Annotated in this window: 15 protein-coding genes and 1 pseudogene; 10 read left to right on the forward strand and 6 right to left on the reverse strand. The window is 67.4% G+C overall.

The annotated features are described in order from the left end of the window. Positions 1 to 164: 164 nt before the first annotated feature. Positions 165 to 9,350, reverse strand: a complete 9,186-nt coding sequence (locus QFZ67_RS14670) for a DNRLRE domain-containing protein (protein ID WP_373430042.1) — start codon at positions 9,348 to 9,350, stop codon at positions 165 to 167. A gap of 284 nt (positions 9,351 to 9,634) precedes the next feature. Between QFZ67_RS14670 and QFZ67_RS14675 the strand changes: the two genes are divergently transcribed. Next, positions 9,635 to 10,198, forward strand: coding sequence for a hypothetical protein (locus QFZ67_RS14675; protein ID WP_307661549.1), 564 nt, complete (start codon positions 9,635 to 9,637; stop codon positions 10,196 to 10,198). A gap of 164 nt (positions 10,199 to 10,362) precedes the next feature. Here the strand turns inward: QFZ67_RS14675 and QFZ67_RS14680 are convergent, their stop codons facing one another. From QFZ67_RS14680 to QFZ67_RS14690, 3 genes are all read right to left on the reverse strand, one after another. After that, on the reverse strand, positions 10,363 to 10,947 hold the full coding sequence (locus QFZ67_RS14680; protein ID WP_307661550.1) for a hypothetical protein: 585 nt from the start codon (positions 10,945 to 10,947) through the stop codon (positions 10,363 to 10,365). Between the two features lie 338 nt (positions 10,948 to 11,285). Further along, entirely contained in the window at positions 11,286 to 12,089 is an 804-nt protein-coding gene (locus QFZ67_RS14685; RefSeq protein ID WP_307661551.1) for a DUF4328 domain-containing protein, read from the reverse strand. Between the two features lie 149 nt (positions 12,090 to 12,238). Beyond that, positions 12,239 to 13,861 carry a glycoside hydrolase family 20 protein gene (locus QFZ67_RS14690; RefSeq protein ID WP_373430043.1) on the reverse strand — a complete coding sequence of 541 codons (1,623 nt, stop codon included), beginning with the start codon at positions 13,859 to 13,861 and terminating at the stop codon, positions 12,239 to 12,241. A 332-nt stretch (positions 13,862 to 14,193) separates the two neighbouring features. Here QFZ67_RS14690 and QFZ67_RS14695 point away from each other — a divergent pair, with 332 nt between their 5' ends. From QFZ67_RS14695 to QFZ67_RS14720, 6 genes are all read left to right on the forward strand, one after another. Next, the gene (locus QFZ67_RS14695) at positions 14,194 to 14,706 is read left to right on the forward strand and encodes a 2-oxo-4-hydroxy-4-carboxy-5-ureidoimidazoline decarboxylase (protein WP_307665848.1); all 513 of its coding nucleotides are present in this window, start codon (positions 14,194 to 14,196) and stop codon (positions 14,704 to 14,706) included. Positions 14,707 to 14,873: 167 nt separating this feature from the next. Then, the gene (sdhC, locus tag QFZ67_RS14700; protein ID WP_307661552.1) at positions 14,874 to 15,254 is read left to right on the forward strand and encodes a succinate dehydrogenase, cytochrome b556 subunit; all 381 of its coding nucleotides are present in this window, start codon (positions 14,874 to 14,876) and stop codon (positions 15,252 to 15,254) included. A 9-nt stretch (positions 15,255 to 15,263) separates the two neighbouring features. Next, a complete protein-coding gene (locus QFZ67_RS14705) occupies positions 15,264 to 15,764 on the forward strand; it encodes a succinate dehydrogenase hydrophobic membrane anchor subunit (protein WP_307661553.1) in 501 nt (166 codons plus the stop codon). A gap of 20 nt (positions 15,765 to 15,784) precedes the next feature. Next, a complete protein-coding gene (gene sdhA / locus QFZ67_RS14710) occupies positions 15,785 to 17,539 on the forward strand; it encodes a succinate dehydrogenase flavoprotein subunit (protein ID WP_307661554.1) in 1,755 nt (584 codons plus the stop codon). Further along, entirely contained in the window at positions 17,539 to 18,297 is a 759-nt protein-coding gene (locus tag QFZ67_RS14715; RefSeq protein ID WP_307661555.1) for a succinate dehydrogenase iron-sulfur subunit, read from the forward strand. Before sdhA ends, QFZ67_RS14715 begins: the two co-directional genes overlap by 1 nt. Positions 18,298 to 18,446: 149 nt before the next feature. Further along, complete coding sequence (locus tag QFZ67_RS14720) at positions 18,447 to 18,980, forward strand: hypothetical protein (protein ID WP_307665849.1); 534 nt, start codon at positions 18,447 to 18,449, stop codon at positions 18,978 to 18,980. A 55-nt stretch (positions 18,981 to 19,035) separates the two neighbouring features. Here QFZ67_RS14720 and QFZ67_RS39095 read toward each other — a convergent pair whose 3' ends face one another. Together QFZ67_RS39095 and QFZ67_RS39100 are read right to left on the reverse strand one after the other, a co-directional pair. Next, positions 19,036 to 19,548 carry a nucleotidyltransferase domain-containing protein gene (locus tag QFZ67_RS39095; RefSeq protein ID WP_373430224.1) on the reverse strand — a complete coding sequence of 171 codons (513 nt, stop codon included), beginning with the start codon at positions 19,546 to 19,548 and terminating at the stop codon, positions 19,036 to 19,038. A 36-nt stretch (positions 19,549 to 19,584) separates the two neighbouring features. Continuing rightward, a pseudogene (locus QFZ67_RS39100) lies at positions 19,585 to 20,391 on the reverse strand (alpha/beta fold hydrolase); the annotation flags it as partial. A 135-nt stretch (positions 20,392 to 20,526) separates the two neighbouring features. Here QFZ67_RS39100 and QFZ67_RS14730 point away from each other — a divergent pair. From QFZ67_RS14730 to QFZ67_RS14740, 3 genes are read left to right on the forward strand one after another with little or no spacing between them, the layout of a single operon-like run. Continuing rightward, a complete protein-coding gene (locus QFZ67_RS14730; protein WP_307661557.1) occupies positions 20,527 to 20,970 on the forward strand; it encodes a hypothetical protein in 444 nt (147 codons plus the stop codon). Positions 20,971 to 20,975: 5 nt separating this feature from the next. Then, positions 20,976 to 21,383, forward strand: a complete 408-nt coding sequence (locus tag QFZ67_RS14735; RefSeq protein WP_307661558.1) for a thiol-disulfide oxidoreductase DCC family protein — start codon at positions 20,976 to 20,978, stop codon at positions 21,381 to 21,383. An 11-nt stretch (positions 21,384 to 21,394) separates the two neighbouring features. Then, entirely contained in the window at positions 21,395 to 22,096 is a 702-nt protein-coding gene (locus QFZ67_RS14740; RefSeq protein WP_307661559.1) for a TetR/AcrR family transcriptional regulator, read from the forward strand. The last annotated feature ends 87 nt before the right edge of the window (positions 22,097 to 22,183 follow it).

Genomic DNA, 22,183 nt, shown 5'->3' on the forward strand with positions numbered 1-22,183 from the left:
TCGAATCGGCATCGCCCGCCTCTGCGCGCGCAAGGAGTTCTTCACGGCGGTTTCCACGACTAGGCACGTAGCCCTCCTACATCGACTGAGCATCAAAATAACACGCGGGGCCTCCCCGGCATGTTGCCGGAGAGGCCCCAACTCATTTCACCCCTACGAAACTACTACCAAGGGGAGAATTCCTGGTCTCCGGTCCGCCGGAATATGCGCATTCCAATCGGATCGGACACGGCTATGTCCACATTGTGGGAATAGGCAAACCAGCTTGCGAATTCCTGGCAGGGGCCGCACATTTCACGGTCCACCAACACATCGCTCTTGCCCATGTTGTCGGAGATGGCCTGGACCTCGACGTGGGAGTCCTGGTACTTGCCGACAATGCCGTTGTCCCGGAAGTGCGGAGTCGGCGGCATTCCCATGTTCACTCGCCCGGCGGAAACCTGGGCGATGTCTACCTTCTCCATTGACTTGGGCTTCTTCGCCGACCATCCGGATCGGTATGCCTTGCCATTGGAGACGCCGGTCGTCTTCTTCTTCGACTTACTGGGAATGTTCGCCTTGGAAGGGTGACCAACCCTCGTCTTGCAGGCCTCGATTCCCTCGTTGTGGGTCAGAATCCCGAACGTGCCCAGAGCGACGTAGTACGTGTGTACGCCGTCGACGGTGAAGTTGTAGACGCGCTGAGTGCGGTGCGCATCGTCCACCGCGGTGATCTGGGTCCAGGTGCCGGCGGAGGTCTGGAGCCACATGCCGGGCTCGAGGTCCTCCGCTTCGACCCACTTGCCGAAGTCCGGCAGCCAGAACGGGTGCTCGTCCGTGGCTGTGATGGTCTCGGGCTTCGCGTCGCCATCCTTGCCGTCGGGGTCGACGGTGAGGGTGATCAGGTGCTTGACACCGCTGTGGTTACGGGTGTCGGTGATCTCACGGGCCTGCAAGTTCCCGGTCTCCGGGTCGGAGGCCAGGACGTACTCGCCCTCCTTCAGGTCCTCGATGTTCTTCGTGGACCCGTCGGCCATCACCACCTTGGTGCCCGGCACGAAGCTGTTCTTCTTCGGCGGGACCTTGCAGCTGCCTCCCTGCTTCTCAGGAGCCTTGCTCTCGGCCTTCTTCGCCCCGGGCTTCGACTTGGGCTTGGGCGCAGGGGCCTTCGACGCAGCCTTGCCGCTCTTGACCGCGTCTGCGGCCTTGGCGCCCTTCTTCGCCCACTTAGCCGCGGTGACCGCGGCTCCCGCGCCCGGAATCGCCGCCGCCATCGACAGCGCCGCGTCCGTGTAGTTGCCCTCGGCCGCGTACCAGATGCCGTTCGCGACGTCCGCCGCCTCGCCGATGACCGGCACCATGCCCGCCACATCGAGCGCGGCATGGCCGACGTCCGAAAGCGAGATGTCGATGCCGAAGAGGTGGCCGTCCAGCTCCACGAAGGAGATGGGGTTGCCGCCGGCGAAGGCGTAGCGGTTACCGGTGTACGGGTCGGTGGCCAGGGACATGTCGTCCAGAGCGCCGCCGTACATGTCGCGCGTCAGGAACCGGTTCAGACCCGGGCTGTAGTTGCGGAAGCCCATGTCGTACGTACCGGAGCCGTCGTCGTACCGGTGCGCGTTGTACCGGTAGTCGTTGTACTGCTCCTTGTCCGGGTTCGCCGCATCGGGCTTGTCCGCACCGGTGAACTGCGCGTCGTCGTCCGAGCCGTAGGCGGTGTAGCCGTAGGTGGCCCGGGTGTTGCCGTCCTCCTTCGTGATCGCCTCGACATCACCCTTGGGGTGGTAGAGGAACTGCGAGTACTCGTGCGGTCCGGTGTCCTTGTGCTTGATCTGGGTCAGCTTCTGACCCCACGGCGAGTACTGGTAGGACTTGGTCGCCTTGCCGGCGACCTCCTCCCGCAGCACCTTGGACTCCATGCCCAGGTAGGTGAAGAGCGTGGTCTTCCCACTCGTCCCGGACGTGGCCTCCGACGCCGTACGGTCGAACGCGTCGTACACGTACGACGTCGTCTTGGCCGACGCACCCGTACCCGCCGTGTGCTTGGCGATCCGGTCGAAACCGTCGTACGAGTACTTCTCCTGCACCGACCCGTTCGACGAGACCGTGTCCAGACGACCCAGCGGGTCGTAGTTGTACGTCGAGGCGACACCGCCCGCGGACGTCTTCAGCAGACGGTTGCGGTCGTACGTCGACGTCGACGTGACCCCGCCCGACTTCTGCTCGACGATGTTGGAGTTGCCGTCGTAGACGTACTCCTCCGTGCCCGCACCGTTACCGGTCTTGGTGACCTTGGAGATGCGGTCCTGCGGGTCGTAGTCGAACGTCGAGACGGTGTCCAGATACGCCGCCGTGTTGTCGGCGTTCATCAGCTTCGCCGTGTCCTTGGAGCGGTTCCCGTTCGGGTCGTACTCCAGGTCGTGCGAAGCGACGACGGTGCCGCCGCTCTTCTTCTCCACCTGCGACTTGACCGCACCGTTGAGCCAGTACGCGTAGTCAACGGTGTTCCCGTTCGGCTTCGTCTGCTTCAGCGGCTGGCCGCGGTCGGTGTAGGTGAGGGTGGTGATCTGCTGGTTGCCCGCCGTCGGCGTGTCCGCGTTCGTGATCTTGTTGATCATGTCGCGGACGTCGTACTCCGCCTTCGACCACGTCACGTCGTGCGTGGTCTCGAGCGGGTTGCCGTTGACGTCATAGGTCAGCGAGGTCGTGTTCTTGACCGTGCTGCCCAGCTTCTCCTCGACCTTCGACAGCTGGTTCAGCTCGTCGTAGGCCATCGCGTACGCGTCCGCCTTCGCGCCCGGCGAGAGGTCCTTGACCTCCGACAGCAGCCCGTTGGCGTCGTACTTGTAGGTGAAGTCCTTCTTCTCGTTGTCGGTCTCGCCCGTGTTGGAGCGCACCAGCTTGATGCCGTCGGCGACAACCGTGCCGTTGGCGGCGTCGGTCAGGGTGACCTTCTGGCTGCCCGACTCGGTGAAGGAGTAGGAGCCCAGCGAGACCCACGTGCCCGAGCCCGTCGACTGGTTGACGGTCCGGGTGGTCTCCCCGGTCGAGTGGGTGACCTTGAACGGGGCGTCCGTGGCCGCGCCGGTCACGTCACCGTGCCGGGCGAAGACCTCGTACGTACCGTCCTGCGGGATGTTCAGCTGCCAGGTGAAGGACTCCGTGCCGGTGCCCTTGGCGTTCGTGCGGACGTCGTAACCCCACTGGCCGAGCGCCTGGGAAGCGTCCCAGTTGCCCTGCGTGGCCGTGTTGTGGATGTCCGTCGAGTCGACGACCACGACCTGCTTGCCGACCGGAACACCGTCGTCCGAGCGGGCCTTCTGGTTGCCGGACGGATAGAAGTCCCACGTCATCGTCCGCTGCGACGAGCCACCGGCCGAGGTCAGCGTGTTCTTGGTCTGCTGACCCAGCGTGTTGTAGTCGTACGCCGTGGTGATGTCGAAGGCGTCCTTGGCCGACTTGGTCCAGCCGTTGTCGTAGTACTCGTAATCGGTGTCGTTACGGACCGTCTGGCCCTGCGACGGCGGCGCGGAGACCTTGGACAGCTGGCCGACCGAGTCGTAGAAGTAGTGCGTCCGATCCGGGCTGCCGTAGTTGGCGTCGCCCTGCTTGAACGGAGACAGCGTCTCCTTGACCCGGTTCAGCTCGTCATACACGGTCTCCGAGGTGAAGTCCGTGGCATCCGAGGTCGTCTCGACACCGCGCGGGCTGATCGTCTTGGTCTTGTTGCCGACCTCGTCGTACTCGAACCTGGTCGTCCGGTACGTGACGATGCCCGAGCCGTCCTTCGAGTACGGGACCTTGACCTCCTTGGTCAGGCCACGTCGGTCGAAGCTGGTCTCGGAGGTGTTGCCCTCGGCGTCCGTCGCCTTGTCGGTGCGGCTGTCGAGGTCGTAGTGGACTTCTGTGAACTTGCCCGCCGCGTCCGTCGTCTTCACGACCCGGTTGTTCAGGTCGTAGTCGTACTTGGATGTGAAGTCGGACGTGTCGGGGGTGGCGTTCTTCTTGGGGTCGACGACCGTGATCAGGTTGCCGACGCTGTCGTAGGTGCTGGAGACCTTGTCGCCCCTGGCGTTGACCACCGAGACGGGCCGGTAGATCTCGTCCAAGGTGTACGTGGTCGTGTAGTCGCCGACCGTCGGCGTCAGGTTGCCCTTCGGCTCGGTGACGGTCTTGACGTTGCCGACCTTGTCGTACGTGGTGGTCGTGCGCCGCTCGGGGTCGGTCGCCTCGTCCTTCGGGGCGAGGGAGTCGGTGACCTGGTCCGCCGCGTCGTACACCGACGAGGTCTCGGCGCCGTTCGGCCCGAACGCCTTCAGCGTGTTGTTGTTGGCGTCGTAGACCGGAGCCGGCGTGGTGATGTAGACACCGGCGGCCTGGTCCTTGGGCTGCTTCTGCTCCAGCGGACGGCCGAAGTAGTCGTAGTTCTGGGTGACCTTGGCGCCCTTGGCGTTGACGACCTCCTTGGTGTTGCCGCGGTCGTCGTAGACGAAGGTCGTGGGGTTGTTCAGCGCGTCCTTGATCGTCGCCGGGTACCCGTGCGGGCCGTAGTCCGCGTAGGTGGTGGCGTGGCCGTTGGCGTCGGTGTCCGTCAGCGGCTGGCCGTAGGCGTCGTACGTGGTGGTCGACTGGTAGTCGCCCGCCGTCGCCGAGGCGACACCCTCAGGGTCCGTGACCGAGGTCTGGTTACCGAACGAGTCGTATCCGAACTCCCAGACGTTGCCCATCGGGCTGGTCTTCCGCCACAGGTCGGCGGAGTAGCCGTCGAGGCGGGTCTGGTACTCGAACTTGGTCGCGCTGGCCGGGTACTTGGCCGGGTCGCAGTAGTCGGTCTGGTTGAACGACGACCACGACTTGGTGATCTCCGGGTCCCACTGGCGCAGCGGGTAGCCGGTCTTGGAGTCGTAGCAGGACGCGGCCTTGGCCCCGTTCGCCGCCTCCATGTAGGTGACGTTGTTGTCCGCGTCCCAGGACATCTTGGTGGTCTGGGACTTGGCGTCGGTGATCTGGACCGGACGGAAGAAGTCGTCCGTCACATAGTCCGTGGCACGGCTCTCGGCATCCGTCACCTTGGTGTCGGTGAAGTTGGTGTTCGCCGTGTTCGCCTTGTATGCGAAGCCGGTGGTGAAGGCCAGACGGTCGGTGATCGTCTTGGTCCACCAGTGGTACTTCGGGTCGTCGCCGGTCTGCGGGGCGTAGTACGCGAACTGCGTGTTGTTGCCGCGCGGGTCGGTGGCCTTGACCAGCTTGACGTTCTTGTTCCCCTGCGTGGCGTCGTAGGTGAACTTGAACACCTTGGGCTGGGAGGACGTCTCGCCGTCCCCGATCTGCCCGAGCAGGCCCTTGTCGGTGTAGTAGAAGGAGATCTTGCGGCCCGAGATGTCCGTCATGGACTTCACGTGGTCGTAGATCTTGGAGTTGGTCAGGCTGGTGACGGAGACCTTGGCGCCCGAGTCGTTGATGTACTCGTAGGTGGCGTCACCCTTGCCGTAGTAGTCGATCGTGAGCGACTGACGGCCGGCCGGGTCGGTGATGTACTTGAGGAACTTGGTCGGCTTGTTGTTGGACTTCCGCTCCTCGTACGTGTACGTCTGCGTGTTGCCGTCGTTGTCGACGGCAGACGTCATGTAGCCGTCGCAGCCGAACACGAACCGCGTGCCGTCCGGGCGCGTGAGCGTCCAGGCGTCCGGGACCGGGTCCTTGGTCGGCTTGCAGTCCAGGCCCGCCTTCATCGTCAGCTTGTAGTGGACACCGGCCGGTGCCTTCCACACGCTGTTCGTTGCGTCCCAGCGGAAGACGTGCGTGGTGCCGTCACCGTCCGGGAGACGGATCTCCGTCGGGTTCGGCTTGGGGTGGAACTCCAGCGGCGCGCCCAGGCGCGTCGGTCCGGAGATCTGCGCCGACCAGCCGTGGCCGAGGACCGTGTCCGAGGTGTCCAGCGAGTTGTACGCGACACGGGCGAAGGTGTTGACTCCGCGGCCCGGGTTGTTGATGGCGTTGTACGACCACACGGTGTTGCCGGACGCCAGATTGTTCATGACCGTCGAGCCGGCGCCGGTGTTCTTGCCCGCGTAGGAGTAGAACTTCTCCAGACCCAGCGTGTTGGACGTGGGGTCCTCGACCGTGACGTTCTGCTTCAGCGGCGGGATGGCGCCGGTCCCGGCGGACAGCCAGGTCCCGTCGGCGACCTTCCTGACGTCCCAGCCGAGCACGTAGTCCAGGCGCTTGTTGCCCTCATCGGAGTTGATGGGGGTCTTGACCTGCGCCTGAATGGTGGCCGACTTGCCCGGCAGCAGCGCCGGGATCGCCGTCGAGAGCTGGTTGCCGCCGTTGGTGACATCGGTCCCGTCAGGCAGCTTCCAGGTGTACGACAGCTGCCGCTCACCCGCCGCCCACGCGGTCGCGGTCGTGTTGGTGACGGTGAACTCAACCGTGTACTGCGAGTTCGGCGTCATCCGGGCCGGGGTTGTCGGCGCGTAGTACGTGTCCTCCGTGGTGGCATCCACGTAGATCACACGCAGCAGGGGGCGCAGCTGCGGGTCCGGGGCAGCGGCGGACAGGAACAGGGAGCGTTCCTGGGGGCCGGCCGTGGTCTCGTCCTTGAGCTTGACGAGGGCGCCCTTGTTGCTGGTCGGGGTCTTGACCCAGCCCTGGGTGAGGCTGGTCGCGTCCCACCAGTGGCGGCCCAGGTCGGTGTTGAAGGCCGGCACGTAGTCGGAGACGACCGCGGAGTGGTCACCGCCGGGTGCGGTCCACGCGGTGGTGGAGTTCGCGTTGTTCCAGGTGGCCTGGGTCTCGGTGAAGTCCCTCGTCAGACCGTGGAGGTTGTACTGGGCCTTGGTGGTCGTGGTGCGGTCGGTGAGCGTGGACCACAGGAAGACCCGGCTCTCCAGCACCGTCGCGGTGGTGGGGATAGTGGTGGTGGGCCACTTGATGACCGAGCGGGTCTTGCCGTAGGTGGCGGAGTTGTTGCCCACGCTCAGCCAGTCCTGACCGACCGTGCCCTGCTCGATGGTGTTCAGGTTGGTGGTCGGCTTGAGCGACGACAGGGTGGTGTCGGTGACACCGGCACCGGCCTGGATGAGCCGCATGGTGCGGCCGGCCTTGGGGATGCCGACGACGCGGGTCGGCGAACCGAGCACCTGGCCGTCCGCCGTCTTGACCGCGATCTGGTAGTAGTACGACTTGCCGATCTCCGCGGAGCTGGAGTCCGGCGTCGGTACCGCGGTCGTGTCGGTGTACTGGGTGGCCGTCTTGGCCACGGGCGCGACGAGGGTCGCGGCGGACGGAGTGAACACCTGCTGCGTGGAGCGGTGCAGCTGGTACTCGACCATGTCCAGCTTTGTGTCGCCGGTGGTGTTCTTGTACGCCGCCCAGGACAGCTCCGGGCCGGTGCCGTGCACCACGGTCGGCGAGTTCAGCTCGGTGCCGACCTTGCCGAAGGTGACCGTCAGACGCGGGATCGTGGAGGTCTCGCCGCCGTAGTCGTAGTCCCCGGCCTCGTACTGCGGACCGCCGAGCGGCGCGGTGGAGGACTCGTCGACGGCCTTGATGACGAAGCCGTAGTTCGGCGAGGTGCCCGAGACCCACTTCTGGACGGTGTCGCCGACCCGGAAGTTGTGCCACTCGTTGTACTCGCCGATGTCCTTGCGGATCTGGGCGGGGTTGACCAGCCGAACCCCGTCCGCGATCGTCCGCTTGGTCGAGTCGCCGGTGTCACCGAGGACGATCTTGCCCGTGTTTCCCTTGGCGAAGTCGATCTGACTCGTGCCGAGCTGCCGCCAGCCGGTGGTGCCCGTCGCCTGGTTCACCGTGAAGTTCGCGGTGGGGTCGGCCGAGGTCACCGTGTAGGGGGCGGCCGTTGCGCCGTCCGTCTGCACGGGGGTGTGGACCTCGACGCGGTAGTCCGCCGCCTCGGGCACCTGGGGCTGCCAGGTGTACGACTCGCCGGTCGCGGTGTTCTTGTTGTACGCGTAGTCGCCGGCGTAGCCCGTGCCGCTCACGCGCGGCCACTCACCGACCGCGGCCGTCCCGGCGTCACCGTCGTCCATCAGGACCGTGGTCGCGGACTGCTCGCCCACCAGCGCACTGGTGTTGTTCCACGTCGCCGTGGCCTCGTCCCACGTACCCGTGGCGCGGCGGACCTCGACGTCCACATTGGTCGAACCCGAGGTGTGGACCTGGTCGTAGTACAGCGACAGCTGCGCCGTGTCGATCTTCGAGCCGGCCGGGATCTCGTCCAGCGGGAACTTGATCAGCGAACGGGCGATACCCGTGCTGCTGGTCTTGCCCGCCGACATGTCCCAGGTGCTGTTGAAGTTGGTCGTCGGCTGGTCCGAGCGGACCATGACGTCCTGCGAGACCGAAGGCGACGGCGCGATCGTGATCGTCGGGTCGATCACCACCGGGTACTGCCGCTCCGGCGCCGCGAGCCACTTGGCGCCGGGGGTGACGGTCAGCCGCCACTGCTTGCCGTCGCGGGCGAGCTTCTGGGACACCTTCGCGCTGAAGGCCTTGCCGTACGGAGAGGCCTTGTCCTTCTTCGCGTCGGTCATGAACGCCGGAGGAATCACCAGCACCGGATGGGCCGGGTCCTCGCCGAACAGAGCGATCGAGCCGTCCTTGCGCTCGGTCGGCTGTAGCGCACCCGCATCCAGCGTGAAGACGAACTTCACTGGCCCGGCGGGGCGTTCGGCCAGGGTGATGTTCTCCTTCACCCGGCCCGCACCCACCTGGTACGAGACATCCGCGCCGGACGCCAGCCCCTTGTAGGTGACCGTGTCGCCCTTGGCGCTCGGCTCGACACCCTTGGGCGCACCTTCCAGGCCCAGGGTGACCGCCTGACCGGCCTCGGTCTCGAAACGCAGCAGCTTCTTCGCGTCCGAGCCGAACCAGCTGCGGCCGGTGTTGGTGGTGTTGGCGAAGTCGAAGCCGTTGTCCTTCGTCGCCGTGACCGTGGTGTCGATCGGCTTCCAGGACTTCCCGGACTTGTAGGACACGGGCGAGGCCGACAGATCGGCCTCCACCCGTCCGTCCGACATCTGCCAGAACCGCGCCTGCGGCGTCCGCTTCCCGGTCAGCTCCCTGACCCGCTTCGCCGGCGGGAGCTTCTTGCCCTTGGGCAGCTTCTCCCGGCTGGCTATCTCAAGTTTGCCGCCGACCGGAGGCTTGGCCGTCGTTACGTCCTCGTCGTCCGAGAACCAGCCCTTTACGGTGTCGACGATTCCTTTCTCGTCGTCCTTTTCGGGCGTGGATGGTGGGGCCGCATAAGCGACCTGCGGCAGCAGCGTACCCGCTACCGCCGATACCACCAGACAGGAGAGATATCTCCTGTATGGAACTTTCACCTCGATACCTTTCCGTATCGGCATCCCATTCGCCGCACGCGAAATGGGCACGCCGAATGGGCCCGCTCGGAGGTTTCCGGGCTGGCTTGACTCACGGCACCACGGACACAAAATGCATGGCCGGGGCGCAGCGGTGGAGTTCTAATCAGTTACCTGAGGTCTCGTCAACCCGCAGGACATTCAGGACAGTTGGCCTCTGAAATGCGGGCCGCTTTGCCCGTTTCCTCCGATGGCTCGCGCTGGGCGGAGTGAATGAGGTATAACCACCCGGTTCCGCACCGAGTCAATTCATGGAAAGCCGAGTCCTCATGCCATCTACGGAGTCAACGGAATCCACCGAGTCGACGGACTCGACCGGAATCACGGAGCCGGAGAGCAGGGTGGAGCCGGAAAGCAGCGCTGAGCCCGAGGGCGCGGATCCGGAAAGCAGCGGGGAGCCGGAGACTGCCGAGAAGGGCCGCCCTGACAGGCGCGGCCTGGCCATCGCGGCCGCGGTGCTGCTCGCCTGCGGCGGGCTCATCGGCTACGGAATCCTCAACACCCCCGACAAGCCGAAGGCCCGCGCCGTCCCGACCGCCGAGGTGACCTACGAGGTCACCGGAACCGGCACGGCCGAGCTCTCCTACCTCGCACGCAGCGAATCCGGCAAGGCGACCGCCGAGGAGAGCGTCGCACTGCCCTGGAAGAAGTCCGTCCAGGTACCACTCGGCAAGGCACCGACCATCGCCATCGTCCTGGGCGAGAAGGGCGGGCAGGCCAGCTGCACGCTCGCCATCCGCGGCAAGCATGTACAACTCGCCACCGCCTCCGGCAGCTTTGGGCGAGCAACCTGCACCGGCGAACTACCGGCCGGCGAGCGCGGCGAGAACTGACGCCCACTGACGCCCGCTCGTCTCATATCCGGCACCCCGACCGGCGCGCTCGTGGCCACGCGTACCAGGCGGCGTCAGCGCCGGGCACGGAGACAAGGCATGCAGACCTCGCGCCCGGCACCAGCCCGGCGCCACCGAGCATGCTCAGCGTGCGACCGGACGCGTCAGCGCTGGACGCGCGCGCGGCGGGAGACCACCGCGCGCAGGACCCGCTGCCCCTCGGTCGACACGTCCAGTGCCTGACGCAGCCCGACGCCGCCCTCCGCGTCCGCCAGGATCTCCAGGATCTGCACCTGGCGGCGCAGTTCACCGGAGAGCAGCGGGCCCGCACCGTCCGGCTCGCCTTCGCGGCAGCGCTTGAGCACCTCGACGACATCGGCGGCAGCGGGCTCGTCGGCCCCGGGGCCCGCGTCGAGGCGGTGGTGGAGTTCGAGCGCGGCGACAGAGCAGTCGTCCGCCCACTCGCGCAGCGGTTCCGCCGCCCAGTCCGAGGGTGCGGCGCCGAGCATCTGCCGTACGAGCACTGCGGCTTCGTCGTCGGCCGCCTCACTCTCCATCGCCTCTCTGGCCGCCGCGAGACGTCCGGACCAGTCGGCCTCACCGTCGACCAGCCCCGTCCACAGCGGACGCAGCGCGTCGGCCTCCGACGCAAGCAGAGGCAGACAACGGTCGAGACAGGCGAGCCCACTCGCGGCCAGGCCTTGCTCATCCGCCTGTGCGATCAGTTCCCTCAGGCACTTCGATGCCACCGGACGACTCCCATCGCGGACGCAGTACTTCCTCTTACTGCGCCCCGTGGCTCAAATGCGTCACTCCCACGGGCCGGGAATCCCCAGTTCCTTCCAGCAATCGGAAGCAGAGTTCCTCGGCGCGGGCCGCGGACCGCTTGGCGCAAAGTACTCCCTTTGACACCCCTGCCGCCACAGTCCTGTCAAGCCGACGTGTGCTATTCACCATGCGCAACTCGTACACATATACGCCACAGCTCTGTTACATTTTGCGCCACGGGAACTCGGCCTGCAGAGCGCCCTGTTGGGAACGCCTCGGCCGAATCACGCGGTGTGAGCCCGCGCGCCCCCGGGCGGGCTCACACCGCGACCTTCTCCGCTCCCCGCATCGCCTTGGTGAGCTGCATACGCGTGAGCCTGCGGACAACGAGGATCGCGAGCAGGGCGGCCACGATGTCGACGAGATCCGCGACGATGAAAGCGGTCCCGGCCGCCTTGTATGCGTCCGGCGTCCGGGACGAGTCGTACTGGCTGCTCGCGACCTGGGGGAGCAGATTCGCGGCGAGCCACGCGATCCACCAGATGTTGATCACGGTGTGCGGCTCCTGCTTCCGCGTTGCGTACGGGTCCTGCCGGCTCGCCGCCCAGATGTTGGCGGCGATCCCGCGCGGGATGAAGAGATTGCCGATCGGGATGAACCAACCGCCGACCGCCCAGCCAGGCCCCCGCTGCTGAAGATCCGGCGCGAAGACCCCGGCGTTGAACCTCACCCTGCGGAACCAGGCGATGAAGAGGATTGCGGTCACCCCCATCAAGGCCGTCTGGAGCCGGCCGGCATAGCCGATCAGTACGTCGGCCCGCTCCAGGTCCTCGCCGAGGTAGGCCTCGAACCCGCCGTCCCGGACCGTCGCCGTCAGGCGGCTCAGGGGGACCGCGGTGAACAGGGCGAAGACGTCGGCAGCGATGACGAAGCAGAGCAGCCCGACGACGGCGTACGAGAGTCCGACCGGCGAGCGCAGGCCCCCCGCGGGCCACGGCCGGTCCTGCCCCTCGGCTCTGTCAGTCGAAGCAGGCGCGGGAGGCGCGGCAGGCGCGGCAGTCTCCGCGGTCGCGGCAGGCGCGCAGGCGTCGCAGAGACCTTCCTTGGTTGTAGCCGTATCCATCCGGCAGTCGGAGCAGAGCATGGCTGAGCAGACCCCCCACGGGTGCGAAGACGCCCCCCCGGCGGCGTCACAGAATCGCGGCCGCACACCGCGCGGCCGCCCGGAAGATATGCCTCGGGGACGGCCACCGTCCAGCGCGAATCCGCAGCTCAGGCCAAGCCCAGCGTCCGCGCCAGCTGCTCGAAGCTCTGCCAGCTGCGGCTCGGCTTGCGTGGGTCCCACAGTTTCTGGGACGTCGCCGCCAGCGGCATGGCGATGCCGCGCGCCACCTGGTCCTGGGTCTGGGACTGGGACAGGTCGCACCACACCGCGAAGCGGCCGCCCAGGATCTGGTCCGAGTACTGCCGTGACACCGGCTGGGTGCCGCGGATGACGAACGGGTTCCACTGCTCGTATATCCGCCGGCCGGTCGGATATACGAAGGTCTGCGGCTGGCCCAGCACGTAGTAGAGGTACTCGTCGTTGACGTTCACCAGCCGTCGGCCCTCGCGCAGATACTCCACCGGCGGGCGCGCGCCGATCTCCTTGCCCGTCCAGTACTCGACCTCGATGTCCTTGTCCACGGCGACCACACCGCCGCGGAAGAAGCCGTCGTTCCAGGCCTTGAGCTTCTTGCCCTCCGGCCGCAGCACCGCCGCGCGGTCGTTCACCCAGGCCGTCGCCAGGTCCTGGACCCGCCCCTGCGGGCCGTACTTCTGCCGGGCCAGGGCCGCCAGCTGCGGGAAGGACGCCTCCGGGTTCTGCCGGACCAGCGCCTGGTACTCGTCCCCGCCCAGATGCCAGTACGCGCCGGGGAACAGTTCCGCGTACTCCTTCAGCAGCTCATCGACGATCTGCGCCGACGCCGGCTGCCCGATGTCGATCGCGCCCCGCACGGACCTGCCCGCCGCGTCCCGCAGCTGCAGTTGCGGATGCGCGGCCAGCACCGCGCCCAGGTGGCCCGGGGAGTCGATCTCCGGGATGACCGCGATGTGCAGCCGTGCGGCGAGGTCCACGATCCGCCGGACCTCGTCCTTGGTGAGGCGCTGACTCGAGACCACCTCGGGATGCGAGTCCGATGCGATACGGAAACCCTGGTCGTCGGAGAAGTGCAGGCCGAGCTGGTTGAGCTTCAGGTCGGCCATCTCGCGCAGCCGGTCCTCGATCCAGCCCGCGGTGAAGTGCTTGCGTGCGATGTCGATCATCAGCCCGCGCTGCGGCCGGTCCGGCCCGTCCCGTACGACGCCCTCCGGCATCAGGCCGCCGGACTTCACGGCCTGCTTCAGGGTCCGCGTCCCGTAGAAGGCGCCGGCCTCGTCGGCACCGGTGATCCGCACCCGTCCGCCGCCGGTGAGGACGGTGTACGACTCGCGCCCGCCCTTGCCCGCGAGCGCCAGTTCCACGTCGCCCGCACGGGCCGGGACCGCGCCGCGGTAGCCGAGTTTCAGTTCGCCGGCTATCAGCCGGCCCTCGTCGGCGAGCGCTTCACTGCCCTTTGCGACGACGACTCCCCCGCCGGGCCCGGGCCGCCAGCCAGGACCGCGGGCCGGCTCGTGCGTGCGTACGGAGGGGATGGTGGCGGGCGCCTTGGAGAGGGCGTACGTCCGGGACGGCGACGGCGACGGGCTCGCGGTGGGGGCCTTCACGTCGCCCCGCGCACCACCGCCGCCCGCCCTGTCGGGCTCACCGGCCGAGCAGCCGGACAGCGTCATCGAGAAGGCCGCGGCTGCGGCGAGGACAACCCCGGTGAACCGTGTGCGCCCAAAGTGCCGTATCACTCGGATACCTCCCATTTATTGCGTAACTACGGCGAAGCACCCCCGTCCATCGTCCATCACATGATCGAAACTCTCTCGTCCGGGTGAAAATTGCGCATCCGTCGGACAGCTCCCGTCGGGCGCGGATAGCGTTATGACCCATCCATCCCCTGCGTCGCAGCCGTCCAGCTGTCCTTTTCGAGGAGCCCCCGCTGTCCAGCGAATCCCACGCCGGCCTCCCGAAGCGACCGCCGACACTCCACCACACGCCCCGCGCCCTCACCCCATCGGCCATACCGTCCCAGCTGGCCTCCCAGACTTCCCAGGCCTCCCAGACCTCTCCCTCCCAGGCCTCACACCCGGCCCCGCTGCCGGGCCGGCACCGTGGCACTCCCGGCCTCGAGCGCTTCAACACCGCCCCCGCCGACGTCGCCGAAGCCACCCTTCTCGCCTGCTGCGGCAGCAGTCGCTGGGCCCAGCGACTCGTCACCCACCGCCCCTACCCCGACCTCGACGCGCTCCTCGCCGCCGCCGACGAGGCCAGCTACGACCTCTCCCACGCCGACCTCTGTGAGGCCCTCGCCGACGAGTCGTCCGCCGGAGTGCACCCGGGCGCGCCCCAGGCCGCCCACACCGCGATCGGCGCCGCCCACGCCGCGTACGAGAGCCGCTTCGGCCACGCCTTCGTGATCTGCCTCGACGGGTACCGCCCCGAGGAGTACCTCGACCAGGTGCTGGCCGGCATCCGCGCCCGTCTCGGCCACGAACCGGACGAGGAGCGGGCCGTCTCGGCCGAGCAGCTGCGAGGGCTCACGCGCTCCCGACTGGCACATGTAGTGGCCAACCATCCGGAATCAGACGTCGCAGGGGCTTCCCGATAGCCCGTCCGAGGCTGTTTGATTGCCTGTTTGATCACACCTGTGGACCCCGGGCAAGCGAACCGACAAGTCGTCGCTACGATGGCCGGGGCCGGTGGACCGTACCCGGCCGGGCCAGACCGACCCCCCAAGCCGGCAGGCCCCAATCCCCGCTCCCGGAGGGTTCTTCCGTGCCGGCTGGAACGCTGTACCGCGGCCGGGAAGGAATGTGGTCCTGGGTGGCTCATCGAGTCACCGGCGTCCTCATCTTCTTCTTCCTGTTCGTACACGTGCTGGACACCGCTCTCGTCCGCGTCTCGCCAGAGGCGTATGACGATGTCGTTGCCACGTACAAGACGCCGATCGTGGCGCTGCTCGAATACGGCCTGGTGGCCGCGATTCTCTTCCACGCGCTCAACGGCCTGCGTGTCATCGCCGTGGACTTCTGGTCCAAGGGCCCGCGCTACCAGAAGCAGATGCTCTGGACCGTGATGGCCATCTGGTTCGTGCTGATGCTGGGCGCCCTTTACCCGGTGCTCGGCCACGCCGTACGTGAACTGTTCGGGAGCTGACGCCAGACCATGTCTTCGAACAACACAGTTGCTGACACCACGTCCGCCGTCGGCCCCGTCGAGGGCGGCGAGCCTGTCCTCCGATTCGACACTGACAACCCGGCCCCGTACATCGAGGCGCCGCGCCAACGCACCAGGACGACCCCGAAGGCGACCCGCGGCAACTTCGAGATGGCCGCATGGCTCTTCATGCGCCTGTCCGGCGTCGTCCTCGTCGTCCTCGTCATCGGCCACCTGCTGATCCAGCTTGTGCTCGACGGCGGCGTCTCCAAGATCGGCTTCGCCTTCGTGGCCGGCCGCTGGGCGTCCCCGTTCTGGCAGACCTGGGACCTGCTGATGCTGTGGCTCGCCATGCTGCACGGCGCCAACGGCCTCCGTACTGTCATCAACGACTACGCGGAGCGCGCCAACACGCGTCTGTGGCTCAAGGGCCTGCTGTACACCGCCACGGTGTTCACCATCCTTCTGGGCACGCTGGTGATCTTCACCTTCGACCCGAACATCCGCTAAAGCCGGGGCTGACGAGACCAATGAAGATCCATAAGTACGACACCGTCATCGTCGGCGCCGGTGGCGCCGGTATGCGCGCGGCCATCGAGTCGACCAAGCGCAGCCGTACCGCCGTGCTGACGAAGCTCTACCCGACCCGCTCCCACACGGGCGCGGCGCAGGGCGGCATGGCCGCCGCGCTCGCCAACGTGGAGGAGGACAACTGGGAGTGGCACACCTTCGACACGGTCAAGGGCGGTGACTACCTGGTCGACCAGGACGCCGCCGAGATCCTGGCGAAGGAGGCCATCGACGCGGTCCTCGACCTGGAGAAGATGGGCCTGCCGTTCAACCGCACCCCGAACGGCACCATCGACCAGCGCCGCTTCGGCGGCCACTCGCGCAACCACGGCGAGGCGCCGGTCCGCCGGTCCTGCTACGCCGCGGACCGCACCGGCCACATGATCCTCCAGACGCTGTACCAGAACTGCGTCAAGGAGGGCGTGGAGTTCTTCAACGAGTTCTACGTCCTGGACCAGCTGATCACCGAGGTCGACGGCGTCAAGAAGTCGGCGGGCGTGGTCGCGTTCGAGCTGGCCACCGGCGAGATCCACATCTTCCAGGCGAAGGCCGTGATCTACGCCTCGGGCGGCACCGGCAAGTTCTTCAAGGTGACCTCCAACGCGCACACGCTGACCGGTGACGGCCAGGCCGCCTGCTACCGGCGCGGACTGCCGCTGGAGGACATGGAGTTCTTCCAGTTCCACCCGACGGGCATCTGGCGCATGGGCATCCTCCTCACCGAGGGCGCCCGCGGCGAGGGCGGCATCCTTCGCAACAAGGACGGCGAGCGCTTCATGGAGAAGTACGCGCCCGTCATGAAGGACCTCGCCTCGCGTGACGTCGTCTCGCGCTCCATCTACACGGAGATCCGCGAGGGCCGCGGCTGCGGTCCCGAGGGCGACCACGTCTTCCTGGACCTGACCCACCTGCCGCCGGAGCAGCTGGACGCCAAGCTCCCGGACATCACCGAGTTCGCGCGTACGTACCTCGGCATCGAGCCCTACACGGACCCGATCCCGATCCAGCCGACGGCGCACTACGCGATGGGCGGCATCCCGACGAACGTCCAGGGTGAGGTCCTCGCGGACAACACCACCGTCGTCCCGGGTCTTTACGCCGCCGGTGAGGTCGCCTGCGTCTCGGTGCACGGCGCCAACCGCCTCGGCACCAACTCCCTGCTGGACATCAATGTCTTCGGCAAGCGGGCGGGTATCGCCGCCGCCGAGTACTCCGCGAAGAGCGACTACGTCGAGCTTCCCGAGGACCCGGCCTCGCTGGTCGAGGCGCAGGTCGAGCGGCTGCGCAGCTCGACGGGCAAGGAGCGGGTCGCGGACATCCGCCGCGAGCTGCAGGAGACCATGGACGCGAACGTCATGGTGTTCCGCACCGAGCTGACGATCAAGACCGCGGTCGAGAAGATCGGCGAGCTGCGCGACCGCTACAAGAACGTGTCCATCCAGGACAAGGGCAAGCGCTTCAACACGGACCTCCTGGAGGCCGTCGAGCTGGGCAATCTGCTCGACCTGGCCGAGGTCATGGCCGTCTCGGCACTGGCCCGCAAGGAGTCCCGCGGCGGTCACTACCGCGAGGACTTCCCCAACCGCGACGACGTCAACTTCATGCGCCACACCATGGCGTACCGCGAGGTCGGCGACGACGGCGTCGAGTCCATTCGTCTCGACTACAAGCCGGTCGTCCAGACCCGCTACCAGCCGATGGAGCGTAAGTACTGATGGCTACCCCAACTCTGGACAAGGTCGAGGCGGAGGCTGCCGCCTCCCCGTACATCACGGTCACCTTCCGGATCCGCCGCTTCAACCCCGAGGTCTCCGACGAGGCCCAGTGGCAGGACTTCCAGATCGAGATCGACCCGAAGGAGCGTGTGCTCGACGGCCTCCACAAGATCAAGTGGGACGTCGACGGCTCGCTCACCTTCCGGCGCTCCTGCGCGCACGGCATCTGCGGCTCCGACGCGATGCGGATCAACGGCAAGAACAGGCTCGCCTGCAAGACGCTGATCAAGGACATCAACCCGGAGAAGCCGATCACGGTCGAGGCCATAAAGGGCCTGACGGTCCTCAAGGACCTGGTCGTGGACATGGAGCCGTTCTTCCAGGCGTACCGCGATGTGATGCCCTTCCTGATCACGTCCGGCAACGAGCCGACGCGTGAGCGTCTGCAGTCCGCCGAGGACCGCGAGCGCTTCGACGACACCACCAAGTGCATTCTGTGCGCCGCGTGCACGTCCTCGTGCCCGGTGTTCTGGAACGACGGTCAGTACTTCGGCCCGGCGGCGATCGTCAACGCGCACCGCTTCATCTTCGACTCGCGTGACGAGGCCGGGGAGCAGCGCCTGGAGATCCTCAACGACAAGGATGGCGTGTGGCGTTGCCGTACGACGTTCAACTGCACGGACGCCTGCCCGCGCGGTATCGAGGTCACCAAGGCGATCCAGGAAGTGAAGCGCGCGCTGATCACGCGTCGCTTCTAGCGTTTCCGGCTGACTCTGTACGAGGGCCCCGCTCCCGGGACTTGGGAGGCGGGGCCCTTCGCCGTACCGGCTTCGCTTCACCGACCGGGCGATACCTGGCAGGATCGAGCACGTCTGACATGACACAGCAGGAAAGCGGGGACGAGATCATGAGCGAGCCGAATCCGTACGCGGACGGGGAGTACAAGTGGGGGCCGACGCAGCCTCCGGGGACGCCGGGGTACGGCTACCCCAATCCGGCGCCGGGGTACGGCTATCCGGGCCAGGGCCAGGACTACAGCCAGACCATGCCCGCGGGGGTTCCGGTTCCGATGGGTGCGCCCGCTCCGATGGGCGGTGCGCCGCTGGTGTCGATCGGTGACATCACCGTCATGGGCGACTCGATCGTGACGCCGGCCGGCACGCTGCCGCTGCGGGGATCGGTGTGGAACGCGACCGACATGTCGCGCACCGAGGAGAAGATCCCGACGCACGCCATCGTGCTCGCGATCGTCTTCTTCATCTTCTGTCTGCTGGGTCTGCTCTTCCTGCTGATGAAGGAGAAGACGACCACGGGCTTCATCCAGGTCACGGTGACCAGTGGCGGCAAGCACCACTCGACGATGATTCCGGCCCAAGGTCCTCATACCTTCCAGACGGTGATGGGCCAGATCAACTACGCGCGGTCGCTCAGCAGCATGTAAGGCGTGCTGGGGCCTCGTTCACGCCTCGGCGGCCGGCGGGCGCGACGGAACATGCTCAGCCCAGGCGCGACGCGTAGGCGGCATGCTCGGGCAGAAGGAGGACGCCGAAGCGGCGGTGCAGGGCGAGTACATCGCGTAGGTCGTCCTCATCGAGCTCGTATCCGGCGTGCGATCCGACCTGGAACTCGGCCGTGCAGCACGGCACCTGGCTGCCCAGGACCGTGCCGGTTGCTCCGAAGGCGCCGACCGGGTAGGCGATGCCGTCCGGGCCGTACACCCGGGCGCCGTGCTCGTCGGTCCGGGTGGCGGACAGGTCGACGAAGTGGACGTCGACCTGGCGGCCGAAGTCGTCGACGAGGACGAAGTTGTGGGGGCCGTCGTCCCGGAAGAGCCGGAAGCCCGCGTCCCGCATGGTCCGCCGGTAGCGGTCGGCATCCTCGGAACGTACGGCGATGTCGAGATCGTTGTGTGCCCGGATCTGCTCACCGAGCAGCGCGTCGACGCCCCAGCCGCCGTCCAGCCAGACCTCGATACCGGCCCCGTCGAGGAGGTCCAGGAGGTCGAGCACGTCCTGGCCGCGCAGGTCGGCGCGGCCGCCCAGATGCTCGGCGAGGAAGCCGCGGAGCAGCGCGGTGGTCTCGTCGGGCCGCTCCAGCGAGGGCAGATGACCGGCCCAGTCCAGTTCGATGTGACGGGCGCCGGGGAGCAGTTGCGGCAGCCGGGCGGCGATCCGACGGAAGTCGGCGACGTCGTGCGCACCGCCGACGGCGAGGCAGGGCGCCTCGATCGTTCCGAGGACGGGCTCCGTGGCGGGCGCGGGCGCGGGTGATACCGGCCCTTCGTCGGACGCCTCGGACGCCCTCGCTTGCGCCGCCTCGTCCGCCGCCTCGTCCGCCGCCAGCTGGATCTCGAACGCATGGCGCTGCATCATCCGCACCTTCTCGCGGACCCGCTCGTCGGCCTGCGGGCCCAGCCAGGTGTCCAGGTTGAGTTCGACGGCGGCCGACACGTCACCGACGTCGAGGAACGCATCCTCGCGCGCACCGAAAGCCCGCAGCTCCGGGCTCGGTTCATGGCCCGGCATGCCCGGGCAGAGCAGCGCCAGCGCCGTCACCCTGTCCGGCCTGCGGGCCGCGGCCTCCAGTGCGACGCGCCCGCCGAAGGAGGAGGCGACCAGGGCCACCCGTTGGATGCCGAGCTCGTCCAGCAGCTCCAGTACGTCCTCCGCGTCGCTGTACTCACCCGCGTCCGCCGGCGTCTGCCCATGCCCCCGGAAGTCGCAGCGCACCACTCGGTATCCGGCATCCGCCAGCGCCTGCCACTGCGCGTCCCACATCCGCCGGTCGCACACCGACGAGTGCAGCAGCACCACCGCGGGCCCCTGACCGGCCATGTCGTAAGAGAGCGTCATCCGGCCGAGGTTAGAGCCCGCACGCGAGCCACGCCCCTCGTTTTCCACCCACCCTCCATCCCGCTTGAACATGTTCAAAAGTAGGTCTACAGTCCATGACACCAGCTTTTGAACGCGTTCAAGGGAGGGTGGGGGATGGACCTCACTGTTGTTGCGTATGTCGTCTACCTGCTGATCAGCGTGGCGCTCACCATCTGGGTGGCGCGGACTCTGAGCCGCAACGGGCGCATCTTCATCGCCAGCGTCCTGCAGGGGGACGAGAAGCTGGCCGACGCCGTCAACCACCTGCTGGTGGTCGGCTTCTACCTCGTGAACCTCGGCTTCGTCGCCCTCTACCTCAAGGCGGCGGATTCGGTCGAGGACGCCCGCGGACTCTTCGAGGCCCTCTCGGTCAAGCTCGGCGTCGTGCTCCTCGTCCTCGGCGTCATGCACCTCGGCAATGTCTGGGTCCTCAACAAGATCCGCCGGCGCGGAGTGATGGAGCGCGAGCAGGTGCCGCCGGTCGGGCCGCAGGGCTGGACGAACCAGGCGACCCAGGGCCCGTGGGACGCACCCACCCCCGGTCCCGCCGGAGCGTGAGCGCGATGGGCACCCCGGTCCGGAGACTGACCGTCCTGTACGACGCCCAGTGCTCCCTCTGCGTCCACCTGCGCAGCTGGCTGCTGCGGCAGAAGCAGCTCGTACCGCTGGACCTGGTGCCCGCAGGATCGGTCGAGGCGCGGCGCAGATACCCGCGCCTCGACCACGCCACGACCCTGCGGGAGATCACCGTCATCGGCGACAGGGGCCAGATCTATACCGGGCCCGCCGCCTGGATCGTCTGCCTCTGGGCCCTGGCCGAGTACCGGCCCAAGGCCCACTGGCTCGCCACCCCGGCCGGACTGCCGTTCGTACGGGTGACGATGCTCGCGGCGGCCAGGTACCGCGAGGCGACCGCGGGTGGAGGGGCCATCGGTACGCCCTGCCACGACCAGTGTTCCGTCCCCGGTTAGGCTCGGACACCGTGACAGAAGTAAAGGCCCCCAAGAGCGAGCAGACCCGCACGCTCATCCTCGAGACCGCGCTCCGGCTCTTCCAGGAGCGCGGTTACGACAAGACGACGATGCGGGCCATCGCCAAGGAGGCGGGGGTCTCGGTAGGGAACGCGTACTACTACTTCTCCTCCAAGGAACACCTCGTCCAGGGCTTCTACGACCGGATCGCCGCCGAGCACCAGGAGGCGGTCCGGCCCTTGCTGGACCGGGAGACCGATCTGGAGGCCCGGCTCGCCGGGGTGATGACGGTGTGGCTGGACATCGCGGCGCCGTACCACGAGTTCGCGGCCCAGTTCTTCAAGAACGCGGCCGACCCGGAGAGCCCGCTCAGCCCCTTCTCCCCCGAGTCGGAACACGCCCGCGAGGCTGCCATCGCCGTCCACCGGGAAGTCCTGGCAGGCGCCAAGGCGAAGGTGCCGGAAGAACTGGCCGACGTTCTGCCCGAGTTGATGTGGCTGTCCCAGATGGGACTCGTCCTGTTCTGGGTCTTCGACCGATCAGAGGGCCGTGAGCGCAGCAGGCGCCTGGCCGAACGCGGGGCGCGGCTCACCACGCGCGGTATCGCGCTCGCCCGCTTCCGGGTGCTGCGGCCGCTCGTACGCGATGTGCACGAGCTGTTCACGGACTTCCTGCCGGGGATGGCGGAGACGGTCGCCGCCCGCAAGAAGTAGCCCGGAACCGCGGAATGCGGAATGCGGAATTCGGAATGCCGAATTCCGAATGCGGAACGACGAACACCCCGGCCGCAGCCGGGGTGT

Origin of the sequence: Streptomyces sp. V1I1 (genome assembly GCF_030817355.1) — a bacterium.
Taxonomy (GTDB): Bacteria; Actinomycetota; Actinomycetes; order Streptomycetales; family Streptomycetaceae; genus Streptomyces.